Below are 14,883 nucleotides of genomic sequence, written 5' to 3' on the forward strand. Positions count from 1 at the left end.
GTCCAAGCGGGTTGAACAGGCCAAACGGAAGGCAGGACGGTTGTGGGCAGATGTGGTGCGTCAGAATCTACCGTGTCTGCAGCGGTCATCCGGGACGCCGATCCATCAAGCGTTGTCGGCGCTTCGGGATTTTGGTTGGGTGTAAAAAAATGGAATACAATATCATCACTTCAAGATGAGGGATGAGAGTCCAAAAGCGCTTACGATATCAATTCCTGAAAATGGTTCGCTAACTAGTGATTGACAACACCCGTAGTGAACCGAAAAAATGTTCTCCACAAAGTCTTGACTGACTCTTTATACATCCATTTCGTGCACATGAGCGTATTGGCTGTTAAATTATGATGTGTCAACATTGCGGCTTTCGGAAATCCAGTTGTTCCGCCTGTATATTGAAGAAGCGCAACGTCTTCTATCGGATCCACATCCGTCTCTTTCACTTTCCCACTCGCAAGCGATAAGGCTTTTGTGAATAAGTGGCAATCTCCTTCATGTTTGACGCGTACAATCATCCCTGTTTGTTTCTTTTGTACAAATGGATATAACACATTTTTCGGAAACGGTAAATAATCTTTTATACTTGTAATGATCACATGTTCAATTTTTGTATGCGCTTTCACTTTTGTAATTCTTGGATAAAGTAAATCAAGGCCGATAATGACTTTCGCACCGCTATCATTTAACTGATATTCTAACTCTCGTTCAGTATACAATGGGTTTGTTTGTACGACAATACCACCTGCAAATAAAACAGCGTAGTAGCTAATGACCGCTTGTGGACAATTCGGCAACATAATCGATACGCGATCGCCTTTTTCTAAACCAAGCTGTTGTAAATACGATGCTAACTTCAGCGCTTGCTCATATACTTCCTTATATGTCAGCTCCTTTCCTAAAAAATGAATCGCAGTTTTGTGCGGGAACTGCTCCGCTGCTTCTTGCAAAAATTGTTGCAACGGCTTGCGCGGATAATCAATTGAATGAGGAACTTGCTGAGGATATAACGCTAGCCATGGCTTCTCCATTTCGTTTCCCCCTTTTCGATAAGATTATTTATATTTTATAATATTTTCTGAAATTTTTGTATTAAAAAATAAAAAAGGTGCCTGCTGACACCCTTTTATGCAAAAAACGTGAGATATATGACACCAATAAGCAAAAATACACCGCACAATACGAGCAATACTTTCGCTAACGTTTCCATCTGTTTCTCCTCTCACCTTATACTTGCTCCGATGACAAATGACAAGCCGATAGAAATAACCATAGAAATAAATCCTACCGCACGATTATCGTTGGCAATTTCGTCGTCAATGTTGAACTTTGGCGTTAAAAATTCATAAATAAAATAACCGATTAACAACAAACCAAATCCGTAAACGCCCCAACCGATCATCGTTAACAGTGAATCATGATGATCGATCGAGTATCGGAAAATATTCGCAATCCCAAATATTTTCCCTCCTGTCGCCATCGCTACCGCCATGTTTCCTTTTTTAATCTCTTCCCAGTTTTTGTATTTTGTCACAAGTTCAAAAATAGCTAAAAATAAAACTAAACATAAAATGACGACACTAAAATTAGCAGCAATATGAATCGTTTCATTTTCCCAGAACGCGTTCATAGTTCCTCCCGTTATTGTAATTCGACAATGGTGACGCCTGTTCCCCCTTCAGTCGCCTCACCAAATCGAATGCTTTTTACCGAGCGATGATTTTGTAAATATTGTTGCACGCCTTTTCGAAGAGCCCCTGTTCCTTTTCCATGAATGATAGACACGCGCGGATATCCTGCCAACACCGCATCGTCAATATATTTTTCGACGCGAAGCAACGCATCTTCATATCGCTCACCACGCAAATCTAATTCTAGCGGAACGTGATAGTCGCGGCCTTTTACAGTCGCAATAGGCTTTGTTTCAATCGGTGCTGGGCTACTTACATACTGCAAATTTTCTTCATCCACTTTCATTTTTAAAATCCCAATTTGCACAAGCCACTCTTTATCGGATACTTTCTCAATCAACTGCCCTTTTTGATTGAGATGAATGACTTTCACTTCATCGCCTGGGTGTAAGGATTGCTTTGCTTTTTGCGCTTGTTTTTTCTTTTTTGTATCGATTTGCGGAATCGCTTCTTCTAACTTTTTCCGCGCGGCAATCAGCTCATGTTCTTTCATAGCAGCGGCCTGTTGTTTTTGCATTTCACGAAGGTTTTGAATCACTTCTTCGGCAGTTTTCATCGCTTTTTTAACAATGAGTTCTGCTTCCTCTTTTGCTTTTTCTAACAACCGCTCGCGCTGTTCACTTAATTCGTTCCACTGCTGTTGTAATTCATTTCGTAGCTGCTCTGCTTCTTCGCGAAGTTTTTCGGCTTGCTCCCATTCTTCTTCCGCGCGCTTTTTACTTTGTTCTAATGAAGCAATCATATTTTCGACTTCATTGCTTTCAGCACTAATATACGTACGAGCACGTGCAATAATATGTTCGTCTAAGCCGAGGCGACGAGAAATATCAAGCGCATTGCTTCGCCCCGGAATACCGATCAATAGTTTATACGTTGGACTTAACGTTTCGATGTCAAATTCGACACTTGCATTCATGACACCTTGTCGGTTATAGCCATATGCTTTTAATTCAGGATAATGCGTCGTCGCGACCACCCGCGCCCCGCGGTTATGCACTTCATCTAAAATAGCAATAGCTAATGCTGCACCTTCTTGTGGATCCGTTCCTGCTCCAAGCTCATCAAATAAAACAAGGCTATGCTCGTCCACTTGTTTTAAAATGTCAACAATATTTACCATATGAGACGAGAACGTACTTAAACTTTGTTCAATTGACTGTTCATCGCCAATGTCAGCATACACCGCGCGAAATACAGCTAATTGTGATCCATCTAACGCCGGTACTTGCAATCCTGCTTGCGCCATAACGGTGAACAAGCCGATTGTCTTTAACGTGACTGTTTTTCCCCCTGTATTCGGCCCCGTAATTACCATCGTCGTATAGTTGCTCCCTAGTTCAATATCGTTTGGAACGACTTCGTCCGATGGAATAAGCGGATGACGTGCTTGTATGAGACGGATATATCCACGTTCATTGATAGCTGGTTTTGTTGCTTTGATCGCTTTTGCGTATTTCGCCTTTGCAAACAAAAAGTCAAGCTGAGCAAGCAACTCGACGTTCTCAATAATTGTTGTCGCCTGCTCACCCACGGAGGCAGATAATTCGCTTAAAATACGTTCAATTTCTTGTTTTTCTTTCACACGCAATTGCTGCAGTTCGTTGTTCAATTCCACTACCGATTGTGGCTCGATAAATAACGTAGCCCCAGATGAAGACTGATCGTGTACAATGCCACCATACGTATGGCGATATTCCTGTTTCACTGGGATGACGTACCGATCGTTACGAATCGTAATGATTGCATCTGACAATGTTTTTTGCGCTGATGATGAACGAATAATACTCTCTAACTTATCGCGCACTCGTCCTTCAATCGTGCGCAGCTGATGGCGGAGCGAACGAAGCCGATCGCTCGCTCCATCAAGCACATCTCCGCTTTCATCAATACAATGATATATACGTTGTTCAAGTTCAGGCAAAGGAACGATTTGCGCCGCATATGCGATCATGTGCGGAAGATCTGCCTCTGTCGCTTCTAAAAATTTTTTCAGTTGTCTTGCTGCTCGCATCGTACTTGCGATATCAAGCAGTTCATGTGGACTGAGCGTTCCTCCGATGCTTGCACGTTTCGTTTGCATCCGTACGTCAAATATACCACCAAGTGGGACGTGACCACGTAAGCGAAGAACCGTTGCTGCTTCGTCCGTTTCTTCTTGCCAGCGCACCACTTCTTCTACATGTGATGATGGCATAAGCGCTACGACTTTTTCTTTTCCTAACGAGGAAGATACATATTCCGCAAGCTGTGCTTTCACTTTATCAAACTCAAGAATGTGTAATGTTTTTGCGTGCACTAAGTAACCCTCCAGCTGTTTATTTTCGCAAAAAAGAGATAAGTTGTTCGATATCCCATGTATTGATGACCGTTTCTTTTCGAATCCAACCTTTTCGAGCAAACGCCACTCCAAGCTCCATATCATCAAGCATACGAACGTTGTGTGCGTCTGTATTAATCGCTATTTTCACACCAAGCTGCTGTGCTTTTTGTAAATAAGTGTACGTTAAATCGAGACGATGTGGGTTGGCATTTAGCTCTAGCACCGTATTTGTTTCTTTCGCAAGCTGCAACAATTCGTCTATATTTACAGCGTATCCGCTTCGCTCCCCAATTAATCTTCCTGTCGGATGAGCGATCATATGAACGTATGGATTCATAAGTGCTTCTTTTAGACGTTTCATAATCGCTTCTTCTGGTTGTGAAAAAGCAGAATGAATCGACGCAATGACAAAATCGACCGTTTGTAATACATCATCTGGAAAATCTAACGTTCCATCTGGTAAAATATCCATCTCAATGCCAGATAAAATAAAAAAATCGTCGTATTTTTCGTTTAGGCGGGCAATTTCTTCTTGCTGCCGTTTTAACCGTTCAACCGTTAGTCCATTGGCTACTTTTAAAAACTGTGAATGATCGGTAATCGCAATATACCGATACCCTTTCTGGCGACATGCTTCTACCATTTGCTCAATTGAAAACGCCCCGTCGCTCCACGTCGTATGCATATGTAAATCGCCGCGTATATCAGATAAAGAAAGGAGCGGCGTGCCGTCATATGCATCGACTTCTATTCCACTTTCACGCATTTCTGGCGGGATGAACGGCAAATGAAAATGAGCAAAAAATTGCTCTTCTGTCGCGAACGTTTTCACTTCGCCTGTCTGAATGTTTTCTACACCGTATTCACTAATTTTTTCACCGCGTTCTTTTGCGAGCTGACGCATGCGCACGTTATGTTCTTTTGAACCGGTAAAATGATGGAGCGTTGTGGCAAAATGTTCAGGGGAAACGAGACGAAAATCGACATTGACAACATAATCGTATTGCAATTGCAATGATACTTTCGTTTCTCCGTTTGCGACAACGTCATAAATATGTTCAAGTTGCAACAACTGCTCCCGAACATACAAAGGATTGTTTGTTGCGATAATGAAATCCAAATCTTTTACTGTCTCGCACACCCGACGCAAACTGCCTGCTCGCGAAAACCGTACGATATCATCTATATTTGCAAGTTGCCGTTCAATGTCTAAAGCGACTTCTAACATAAACGCAATTGGCAACCGTTCAGGGCGCGCATTCATATTGGCAAGCGCAGTTAAAATGTTTTCTTCTGTCTTTGCACCAAAGCCACTTAATTGTCTTACACGTTGAGCTAAGCACGCTTCTTTTAATGTTTCCACATCAGTTACACCTAGTTCATGATACAGTTTTGCGATTTTTTTCCCTCCAAGTCCGGGCAATTTTAAAAGTGGAAACAATCCTTTAGGAATTTCTTGTTTTAGCTGTTCCAATACATCGCTCGTTCCCGTCTGCAACCATTGTCGCAAAACGGCAGCTGTTCCTTTTCCGATTCCTGCAATGGACGTAAAATCATCAATATCTGTTAAGGCACGTTCATCTCGCTCTAACGCTGAAGCTGCTTTACGAAAAGCGGATACTTTAAACGGATTTTCCCCTTTGATTTCCATATATAAAGCGATCGTTTCAAGCAGGCGAATCGCCTCTTTTTTATTTTTTTCCATCCCATTCCCTTCCTTTCGACGAAAAAACTTCTCTCGGACGGAGAAGTTTTTACGCCATATATTGCACGAGCATATGTTTTACAAAATTTGATAAAACGGGTGTGTGTTTAACAATCAAACTAGCGATGAATGAGTCGTGAAGTGGCTGTTGAATGATAGACATAGGAACAAGTGCACTCACATATAAAAGTAAAAATAAAAGCAAATACACTTCTATAAAACCAAGCGCTCCACCTGCCCAACGGTTTACGCTTTTTAAAATGGGTAACTGTGCGACGAAGTCTAGCATTGAGCCGATCACTTGCATCACAATTTTCGCAGCGAAAAATAAAACAGCAAACGCAATCGCACGATAGTACGCTTCATCTAAATTTGTGCTTTCAATGAGCAATTTTATCGTTTCCCCATCGCCAAAACTCGGATATGGCACCCATAATTTTAGTCTTGGTGCTAGTTGATCATAATAGTTATATGCAACAATAAACGCGATCAAAAAACCGGTCATATGAATAAATTGCAAAATAAATCCTCGTTTCAATCCAATCATCAGTCCCATGAGAAGGATGAAACAAATAACCAAATCAATCACCGCTGTCATCATCCTTTTCTTTATTCATTTTTCGCAAAAGGCGTTCGTATTCATCTTTTAGTTCAATATATTCATGAACGATATTTACAGCCGTTAATACAGCGAGTTTACTCGTATCAAGCGTCGGATTTTTGGCACTAATTTCACGCATTTTGTCATCGACAATGGAAGCAACAAGCCGAATATGACTGGAGCTTTCCGTTCCGACGATCGAATATTGTTGTCCGTATATATCTACCGTAATACGCGTTTTTTTCTGCTCCGCCAAATTATTTCCCCCATTCATCCGATCTCCCGTTTCGGCAAAATTCCACCTTTTATCTTAACATGATTTGTAGATACGTCAACTACCCCCACTTAGCTAACGCTTGAAGTGGAGGCTTGCAACTCCCCAGAAGTACAAGCGGATGTTATCCTCCTTCCTTCACTTGGGGTTGCATCAGGGCAGGTTGACAACTGCCCAACAACAAAAGTCATGCTTTTGTTGTTTCTTCAACGATGTACTCGATTCCTTTTCGTTGAAGATTCATGGCACCAATGCGGTCATCGTTTGAGGTATATCCGCATGTTCGACAACAAAACGTGTGTGTACGTTTCTTTCGATTGGCTTTTTCCGTATGACCACACTTCGGACATGTCAAAGAGGTGTAATGCGGAGCAACCACAATCACTTTTGACCCATGCAAACGTGCCTTATACTCTAACATTTGACGGAACTGATAGAACGCCCACGATACAGTTTCATATCGGTCATGGATACGTACACGTTCTGTTTTTTCACGAATGCCTGTTAAATCTTCTAATACAAAAAGGGTACGTTCTCCATATTGACGAACGAGTGCCTTCGTGACAGCATGGTTCACATCCGTCATCCAACGGTTTTCTCGTTGTCCGATTGTTTTCAACTTCCGACGCGCAGAAGCCGTCCCTTTTTGCTGGAGGTTTTTTCGCATTCGTTTGTACTTCGCACGCATATGCTTGATTTTTCGTCCGTTAAAAAAGGTGGTTTTCCCTTGCGAATCATAAGCTACTGCAAGAAAGTTAACCCCTACATCGACACCGACCACTTGGCGAATGTTGTGTTCATCTACGGTTGGAATCGTTTTGGTCATGGGGATGTGCAAAAAGAATTTGTTGTGCTTATAGACGAGTTTGGCTGTGCCAAACATCCATGAGCCATCAAAATATTGTTCCATACCTTTTGGTTCGAATGGCACTTTGATCCGCCCTTCTAGTGTATTGACAGAAAATAACCCTTGAACAATGGAGTAATCTCGATTCCAAACGAGATCATATTCAGGTTTTTTAAAGCGAACCAATGTCCATTCATGACCATTGCTTTTTAGGGAACGGTATCTAGCGATCACCGTTTTAATCACAGATTGCGCCATTTGCGAACGCAAAGCGTAGTTTGATCGAAGTAGACGATAGGTCATGTCGTGCAACTTGGCTTGTGCAAGCACTTTTGTGTCAAAAATCACAACAGACACAGCGTTGCACGCTTGTCGATAAGCGGAAAGGGTGGCTTTCAATACTTCTGCTTGTTCCGCTGTTGGGTAAATTTTGATTTTGGCTGTTAACGTCATGTCCATTTGTCTCACCTCTCTTTCACTAAATATATTATATCATATTTTTTAGTGATACAAAAACATACAAAAAAGCGATTTCTCCCCCACTTACTCTCTTTGGTCGTTGAAGTGGGGGTCTCCTCGCCAAAGACGATGAAAAGATATACGAAAAGAAGAGCGGGCATCGACACCCGCTCTCATCTAAAACCATTGCTCCAGTTGTTCGCTCGTTCCGTCTTTTTTCGCTACTTGTTTCATATATGCCCAATCCAGCCGCTCTTTATGAAGAAGAACCATTCTTTTTGCCCATTCGCAATCGGATTTCGATTTCCAATGGACACATGCACGCAGGCGATCTAATACAATGTCTTCAATTCCGATGACATATACATGCAACCCATCTTCTAACTTCAACTCAATTACTTTATCATCATCAGCATCTTCTAGTACATCGTTTGGAATTTCCACACTAACAAACAATTCATCGTGATACCAATGTCTTCCTGACAGAGTGAAACCAAGTTGGTGAAGCAATTGTCCCGCTTTTTCACGATCACTAACAATTAAGTCGATGTCTACGGTCGTGTAATCTCCACGCGTATATATTTCAACCGCAAGCCCGCCAACAATAATCGGACGTATGCGATGTGGCTCCAACAGCTTCGTTAAAATGGCTGTCACTTGAACCATTTTTTCAAACGATGTTTTCGTTTGAAGCGACTGAAGTTTTTCTCTCGCTTCTTTAATCGAATTCATAATACCACACTCGTTCATTCAAATATCGAATTTTTCCTTCTTGTTCAGCTTTTTTCCATCTTTTGATGCATAATTCATCTAATATACGCATTTCTTCTTTGTCGCGTGGACGTAAACGTACATGTTGCTCTCTTCCACCTTTTAATATATCTCGTTCCACATTTCCTTTGCGTGAAAAAATCCAATCGTTTAGTTCAGACATATTCATTTTTCTCACTTCGTTTCACTCCAACAACTATTTTTCACATTATATCACAAAAGAGCGGGCATCGACACCCGCTCTTACTTCATAAATGGCCACCAATTCGCCCGTCCAAACGTTTTCACCATCACCGGAATGAATAATGGCAAAACGACAAGCGCATATAAGAAAAGACCTGTTAAAATAATCGTCGCAATTTGCAAGAGTGATAGCACACCCGATGGATACATCGCCGCAAACGTTCCTCCTAAAATGATGGCAGCAGAAATGATGACTGTTCCCATATGACGCATCGCTTCAAGCATCGCTTCTTGAACATTTTTGCCGCGATATTCATTAAAGCGATCCATTAAAAAAATGCTATAGTCAATGCCAAGTGCCATTAAAATGACGAACGCAAAAAACGGAACAGCCCAGTTTATTCCTTCGTATCCAAGCATATTCACAAACACAAGTTCAGTAAATGCCATCGACGTATAATACGTTAAAATAAGCGATAACATTAAGTACGCAGGCATAATGAACGAACGAAGAAGAACGATTAAAATGATCGCAATTCCTGCAAGCATAAATACCGATGTTCGAGCATAATCGGCAGCAGAAATGTCATTTAAATCCGAATATATGCTTGTTACGCCACCAACGCCTACTTTCGCATGCTCAAGTTTTGTGCCATTCACCGCCCGACCAATCGCTTCTTTCACTTCTGCGATTTTTTTCATCGTTGTTGTTTCATACGGGTTGGATGAAAAGACAACATCGAACGTCACGACTTTTCCGTCTTTCGACATATATGCTTCCTTCGCTTGCGCAAATTCCTCGCTCGTCAACAATTGTGGCGGCATATACCATCCTGCCATTTCTTCGTCTGGCGCATTCGCTAAGTCAGAAACGTACTGTTTTGCGGACTGTAATCCATTTTCCACTTGTCGCAATCCATCGACGCTTTGATTTAGTCCTGAAATGAGTTGATCCATTTGACCATTGAGTTGCGAAAAACCTGTAAGCAATTGCTGTTGTCCGTCGTTTACTTTCGCTAGCCCATTTGTCACTTCTGGCAATCGTTGAACGATTTGCCCTTGACCATCCGCTGCTTGCTCTAATCCGTGACGAAGTTTCCCAAGTCCATCGATCAGTTGATCCATTCCCGTAATAAGCGCCCGCTGTCCATTCGCTACTGTCGCAAACGATTCGTTTGCTTGCTGTAAGCCGCGTTGAACATTTTGTAACGCGTCGTTCACTTGAATAAACGCATCAGATAACGTATTTATTTGTGCGCTCATCTGTTGAACAGCTTGCTTTACATGTGCATACTCCGCATCTTCACGCAAGCCCGCATGACGCTCTTCAATACGATTCAACGACTGAGAAAGAAGCGGCAACTGTTCAGAAATGGCTTGCAATCCACTTTCAATTTGTTCATATCGTTCACTTAATTGACGCAGTCCACCGGTTGCTTGCTCATATCCTTTTCGCAATTCATCCGCTCCATCATGCAGCTTTTTCATATTCGCTTGTATCGTCTGTAACCCTTTTTCAAGATCAGCAGCTCCGATCGCTCCGCTTCGCACCCCATCTTCGAGCTGCTTCAATGCTTGTTGTAAATCAGTCATTCCCGTTTTCAATTTTGACGTTCCGTTGACGAGCTCGCGAATACCACCTGTCGCCTGAGCTAACTTTGGAGCTGACTTTGCCATTTCGCTGCTCGCTTCACTTAAACCGGAACGAATTTGCCCGATGCCGTCCGCTCCTTTTCCAAGTCCATCTTTTAACTGTTCCGCTTGTTTTGTCACAAACAATTGATCAATCGGCTCTCCGAGCGGGCGAGTTACTGAACGAACAGCTTCCACGCCATCAATATTTGCTACTTCGCGACTAATTTTTTCAATCAAGTAGTAATATTGTTCATCATCCATCGCTTCATCATTTTTCATGACGATTTTCGTCGGCATCGCTTCCCCTTCACTAAAGTGGGCTGAAATGATGTTAAATGCTTTAACAGACGCGTAACGATCCCCTATTTCCTCCATCGAATTAAAAGAAAGCTTGCCGTCGTACGTCAATAAAATCGGCAAGGTAATGATCGCGACAATCGCAAGCGCCCATAGCGGACGAGCGAAAGAAAAACGCCCTGCCACATCCCATAATTTACTCGGTTTATGTTCAAGCGCCCCTTTCATCGGCCAAAACAGCTTTTCACCAAGTGTAGCCATAAAAAACGGCACAAGCGTAACAAGGGCAACAAGTAACACAACGACACCAACCGCAACGGCGGAGGCGGACTGATACAATTTAAACGTCGATAAGCCGATGGACGCAAATCCGATCATGACCGCTAATCCGCTGAAAATAACCGTTTTTCCTGCTGTTTTATACGTCGCGATAATCGCTTCAGTTCGATCTTCCCGCTTCGCTAACTCTTCTTTAAAGCGACTAAGCAATAAAATGCAATAGTCTGTGCCAATTCCGAATAAAACGGCAACTAAAAACGTTTGTGTAAACGTAGAAAGTGGAAAATCAACACGATCAACAAGAAAAGCAACAATCGCTTGCGACACGATATACGTCAATCCGACCGTTAACAACGGCACAAACGGAGCGACGAGCGAACGGAACACAAGAAATAAAACGACTAAAATAAAAATGACGGTAATACCTTCCGTTTTTTTCAACCCTTCTTGTGAACTTTGAATGACATCTTCATCAATCATCCAACTACCTGTGTAATAGTGCGGTACATCAATATGCTCGATCACATCATAAAGCGCTGTGGTTATTTCTTTTGCAGTGCGTTTGTTTCGTTCTAATTGAAGGGAAACAAGCGCTGTTGTCTCGTCTTTTGACACCAGTTTTTCTTTTAACTGTCCGTCATCAAGCGGTGACACAATTTGTATTAAACCGAGCGATTCTTTTTTCGCTTGCAGTTGTTCAATAGCCTTCTCAATTTCGTTCCAATCCTTTTCTTGCAATCTTTCTTTGCGATGGAAGACGAGGACGGCGCTCATTTCCCCTTCCTTATTTTCTTGCTTTTGTACTTCTTTTAATAACTCGCTAGCAAGCGAAGACGAATAGCCGTCTGGGACGGTAATTTGCCCTTTTTCACGCACAAGTTGTGCCATATTCGGAGCAGTCATAACGAGCACGACAGCGGCGACAACCCACGCGAGTAAAACGACCCATTTTCCGCGAATAATCGTTTTCATTTTTTCTCCTCCATTTCTTGTAAAATCATTGCTAGCTTCTCATACGTTTGAATAAACTGTTCAATTTCTTCATGTGAAAGCTTTGTCATAATTGTTTCAACAAGTTCATATACTTTTCGTTCTGTTTCAACGAGCCATTGTTCACCTTTTTCTGTGAGTGAAAGAGCAATAATACGACGATCATCTTCATCTTTGCCACGTGCAATCATTCCTTTTTCAACAAGACGGTTTGTCATCGCCGTAATCGCACTTTTATTTACCGCAAACACGTCCGCCAATTCCGTCGATGTACACATCCCACGCTTATGTATGTAGCGCAATACATAATATTGATCGTGCGTAATATCATCCAATTCACATTTCATCAACGCAGCCCCTCGTTTATGAACAAGAAACGAAACGGATAAATAACGCTCAATAAATTGTTGTATGCTTCGCTCCATCGGTCAATGCCTCCTATCGAAATAGTTCAATTGTTTAACTATTTAATAATATAACGATAAAACACGGAATGGTCAATGATAAAGTGAGGTGTGATATAATGGTGAAAAAAGTGAGGGATACGCGATGAAGCCAGAATCATCCAAACTGTATACGTATGCCGATTATATTCAATGGGACGGGCGTTGGGAGCTCATTGACGGGAAAGCTTACAACATGAGTCCTTCACCAACATGGGAGCATCAATTTACTGTCATGGAACTATCGTTTGCGTTTCGTTCGCATTTTCAAAATAAAAATTGCTACGTTGCCATTGCTCCGTTTGATGTTTGTCTCTCTGACAGCGATGACTACACGCATGCAAAACATGTCGTACAACCAGATATTTCCGTCATTTGCAATCGAAACAATTTAACACCAAACGGCTGTTTAGGCGCACCAACACTTATTGTCGAAGTTCTTTCTCCATCTACAGCTTTAAAAGACCGAAATGAAAAATTTAAGCTATACGAGCAGTTTAACGTGCAAGAATATTGGATTGTTGATCCTTTGTATAGAACAGTTGAAGTATTTGGATTAGAGGATGGTTTTTTTAAAAAAAGAGAAGCATTTGGAGAAAATGACACGATTACATCTTTCCTATTTACGGATTTTTCTCTCGAAGCGAAGCGATTATTTTTTCAATAAAAAAGGCAGCCAATAGCCGAGTCACAAGCTAATTGGGCAGCCTTTTTCTTTTTATCGTTTAAGCCGCGACGTCGCGTTTTTGGAACATCCACCATGTCAGCGCAGTGACATACTCCCACCACCTACGCTTCGCTTAGAGGTGGGGGGCTTCTCGGGTAATCCCATCTCATGATGGGAAGTTGACCGAGCGATCCCCGTGTGCCCCACGGTTCGAGGACAAATTAGACGATCGCCAATCGTTTCATGCCCTCATGTTTGATATTGATGGCCGCATTGACGTCCCTGTCGCTCTCGAATCCACATTCACAGCGGAATGTCCGTTCAGAAAGCGATAAAGACTCCTTGACTCGACCGCAGCACGAACACGTTTTGGACGAGGGGAACCATTTGTCGATTTTGATCAGCTTCTTCCCCTGTTCGGCCAGCTTGTACTGAAGGAAAGTGGTGAACATGCCCCAGCCGTTGTCATGAACGCCTTGACCGAAATGGAGGGCTTGTGACATCCCTTTCATGTTGAGGTCTTCGATGACCACGCAATCATACCGTTTCGCTAATTTGTGCGACTCCTTATGCAGAAAGTCCTTGCGCTGGTTGGCAATTTTCCCATGCAGCTTCGCTACTTTCAGACGCTGTTTGTGCCAACGATTCGAGCCTTTCTTTTTACGAGACAATTTACGCTGTTCTTTCGCTAATTTTTCCAATGCTTTGCGATAGAATCGAGGATAATTGGCTCTCTTACCCTCGCTATCGACATATAGCGTACTCATGGAAAAGTCAAGCCCAACAACCGTTTGTACTTCTTTTAGGGCAGGTTGATGTTCGTACTCTGTGAGAATAGAAATATAGTATTTTCCTGTTTTGGTTTTCGTGATCGTACAAGACTTGATGATATGGTGGGCAGGAATTTCCCGATGTTGCTTGAGCTTGATCCATTTCAGTTTGGGCAGCTTGATATAGCCATCTGAGAGCTTGATGTTGCCATTTACCACATTTGTGGTGTACGACTGTTTCGCCTTGCGGTTTTTGAACTTGGGAAATCCAGCACGGCCAGAAAAGAAGTGTTGAAACGCTTTCTGCAAATTTAGTTGAGCATTTGCCAGCGCAAGACTGTCCACTTCTTTTAGCCAAGGAAACTCCTTTTTGTACTTGGCAGGGGTCGGAAATGTTTGCTGTTTCAAGGATTCTTGATCGTCCTTGGACTTTTCAAACATTTGTATGCGCTCTTCAAGCATTTTGTTATACACGAAACGGACACAGCCGAAGGTTTTGGCGAGCCGTTGTTCTTGTTCTTTTGTTGGGTATAGACGGAACTGATAGGCTTTGTTTGCCATATCGACACCACATCACTTCATACCTTGATTTTTGATATATTTTTTCTAAAACTGATTATATCATAACACACAAAAAAGAGACAATTTTAGGCTATACCTAGAGTCAGTCAAGACTTTGTGGAGAACATTTTTTCGGTTCACTACGGGTGTTGTCAATCACTAGTTAGCGAACCATTTTCAGGAATTGATATCGTAAGCGCTTTTGGACTCTCATCCCTCATCTTGAAGTGATGATATTGTATTCCATTTTTTTACACCCAACCAAAATCCCGAAGCGCCGACAACGCTTGATGGATCGGCGTCCCGGATGACCGCTGCAGACACGGTAGATTCTGACGCACCACATCTGCCCACAACCGTCCTGCCTTCCGTTTGGCCTGTTCAACCCGCTTGGAC

At 42.3% G+C, this 14,883-nt stretch carries 12 protein-coding genes and 3 pseudogenes; 2 read left to right on the forward strand and 13 right to left on the reverse strand.

What is annotated here, in order from left to right:
- Window positions 1-145 (forward strand): annotated as a pseudogene (locus tag LH47_RS15435) (UPF0236 family protein); the annotation flags it as partial.
- A gap of 151 nt (window positions 146-296) precedes the next feature.
- Here LH47_RS15435 and LH47_RS12165 read toward each other — a convergent pair.
- From LH47_RS12165 to LH47_RS12215, 11 genes and pseudogenes are all read right to left on the reverse strand, one after another.
- Window positions 297-1,025, reverse strand: a pseudogene (locus tag LH47_RS12165) (AMP-binding protein); the annotation flags it as partial.
- A gap of 191 nt (window positions 1,026-1,216) precedes the next feature.
- Window positions 1,217-1,624 (reverse strand): DUF350 domain-containing protein, encoded by a 408-nt coding sequence (locus tag LH47_RS12170; RefSeq protein WP_043967890.1) that lies wholly within the window; start codon window positions 1,622-1,624, stop codon window positions 1,217-1,219.
- Window positions 1,625-1,635: 11 nt separating this feature from the next.
- Window positions 1,636-3,981 carry an endonuclease MutS2 gene (locus LH47_RS12175; protein ID WP_043967892.1) on the reverse strand — a complete coding sequence of 782 codons (2,346 nt, stop codon included), beginning with the start codon at window positions 3,979-3,981 and terminating at the stop codon, window positions 1,636-1,638.
- A 19-nt stretch (window positions 3,982-4,000) separates the two neighbouring features.
- Entirely contained in the window at window positions 4,001-5,710 is a 1,710-nt protein-coding gene (gene polX / locus LH47_RS12180; protein WP_043967894.1) for a DNA polymerase/3'-5' exonuclease PolX, read from the reverse strand.
- A 49-nt stretch (window positions 5,711-5,759) separates the two neighbouring features.
- Window positions 5,760-6,299, reverse strand: coding sequence for a CvpA family protein (locus tag LH47_RS12185; RefSeq protein ID WP_035019940.1), 540 nt, complete (start codon window positions 6,297-6,299; stop codon window positions 5,760-5,762).
- Window positions 6,292-6,567, reverse strand: a complete 276-nt coding sequence (gene zapA / locus LH47_RS12190) for a cell division protein ZapA (protein ID WP_035019939.1) — start codon at window positions 6,565-6,567, stop codon at window positions 6,292-6,294. The genes LH47_RS12185 and zapA overlap by 8 nt, the downstream gene beginning before the upstream one ends.
- Window positions 6,568-6,772: 205 nt before the next feature.
- A complete protein-coding gene (locus tag LH47_RS12195) occupies window positions 6,773-7,891 on the reverse strand; it encodes an RNA-guided endonuclease InsQ/TnpB family protein (RefSeq protein ID WP_043967899.1) in 1,119 nt (372 codons plus the stop codon).
- A gap of 177 nt (window positions 7,892-8,068) precedes the next feature.
- Complete coding sequence (locus tag LH47_RS12200) at window positions 8,069-8,623, reverse strand: DUF6036 family nucleotidyltransferase (protein ID WP_006320231.1); 555 nt, start codon at window positions 8,621-8,623, stop codon at window positions 8,069-8,071.
- A complete protein-coding gene (locus LH47_RS12205; RefSeq protein ID WP_235341139.1) occupies window positions 8,610-8,831 on the reverse strand; it encodes a hypothetical protein in 222 nt (73 codons plus the stop codon). Before LH47_RS12205 ends, LH47_RS12200 begins: the two co-directional genes overlap by 14 nt.
- 74 nt (window positions 8,832-8,905) lie before the next feature.
- The gene (locus LH47_RS12210) at window positions 8,906-12,028 is read right to left on the reverse strand and encodes an MMPL/RND family transporter (protein WP_043967907.1); all 3,123 of its coding nucleotides are present in this window, start codon (window positions 12,026-12,028) and stop codon (window positions 8,906-8,908) included.
- Window positions 12,025-12,471 (reverse strand): MarR family winged helix-turn-helix transcriptional regulator, encoded by a 447-nt coding sequence (locus tag LH47_RS12215; protein ID WP_043967909.1) that lies wholly within the window; start codon window positions 12,469-12,471, stop codon window positions 12,025-12,027. The genes LH47_RS12210 and LH47_RS12215 overlap by 4 nt, the downstream gene beginning before the upstream one ends.
- A 124-nt stretch (window positions 12,472-12,595) precedes the next feature.
- Here LH47_RS12215 and LH47_RS12220 point away from each other — a divergent pair, with 124 nt between their 5' ends.
- A complete protein-coding gene (locus tag LH47_RS12220) occupies window positions 12,596-13,156 on the forward strand; it encodes a Uma2 family endonuclease (protein ID WP_043967910.1) in 561 nt (186 codons plus the stop codon).
- Between the two features lie 221 nt (window positions 13,157-13,377).
- Here the strand turns inward: LH47_RS12220 and LH47_RS12225 are convergent, their stop codons facing one another.
- Window positions 13,378-14,487, reverse strand: coding sequence for an RNA-guided endonuclease InsQ/TnpB family protein (locus tag LH47_RS12225; RefSeq protein WP_043967912.1), 1,110 nt, complete (start codon window positions 14,485-14,487; stop codon window positions 13,378-13,380).
- Between the two features lie 251 nt (window positions 14,488-14,738).
- A pseudogene (locus LH47_RS15440) lies at window positions 14,739-14,883 on the reverse strand (UPF0236 family protein); the annotation flags it as partial.

Origin of the sequence: Anoxybacillus thermarum (assembly GCF_000836725.1) — a bacterium.
Taxonomy (GTDB): Bacteria; Bacillota; Bacilli; order Bacillales; family Anoxybacillaceae; genus Anoxybacillus; species Anoxybacillus thermarum.

Excerpts from the sequence above, each read along its gene's own strand:
- LH47_RS12170 (WP_043967890.1), bottom strand. The coding sequence starts at position 1,624 with ATGAACGCGTTCTGGGAAAATGAAACGATTCATATTGCTGCTAATTTT.
- polX (WP_043967894.1), bottom strand. The coding sequence starts at position 5,710 with ATGGAAAAAAATAAAAAAGAGGCGATTCGCCTGCTTGAAACGATCGCT.
- LH47_RS12195 (WP_043967899.1), bottom strand. The coding sequence starts at position 7,891 with ATGGACATGACGTTAACAGCCAAAATCAAAATTTACCCAACAGCGGAA.
- LH47_RS12200 (WP_006320231.1), bottom strand. The coding sequence starts at position 8,623 with ATGAATTCGATTAAAGAAGCGAGAGAAAAACTTCAGTCGCTTCAAACG.
- LH47_RS12205 (WP_235341139.1), bottom strand. The coding sequence starts at position 8,831 with ATGAATATGTCTGAACTAAACGATTGGATTTTTTCACGCAAAGGAAAT.
- LH47_RS12210 (WP_043967907.1), bottom strand. The coding sequence starts at position 12,028 with ATGAAAACGATTATTCGCGGAAAATGGGTCGTTTTACTCGCGTGGGTT.
- LH47_RS12215 (WP_043967909.1), bottom strand. The coding sequence starts at position 12,471 with ATGGAGCGAAGCATACAACAATTTATTGAGCGTTATTTATCCGTTTCG.
- LH47_RS12220 (WP_043967910.1), top strand. The coding sequence starts at position 12,596 with ATGAAGCCAGAATCATCCAAACTGTATACGTATGCCGATTATATTCAA.
- LH47_RS12225 (WP_043967912.1), bottom strand. The coding sequence starts at position 14,487 with ATGGCAAACAAAGCCTATCAGTTCCGTCTATACCCAACAAAAGAACAA.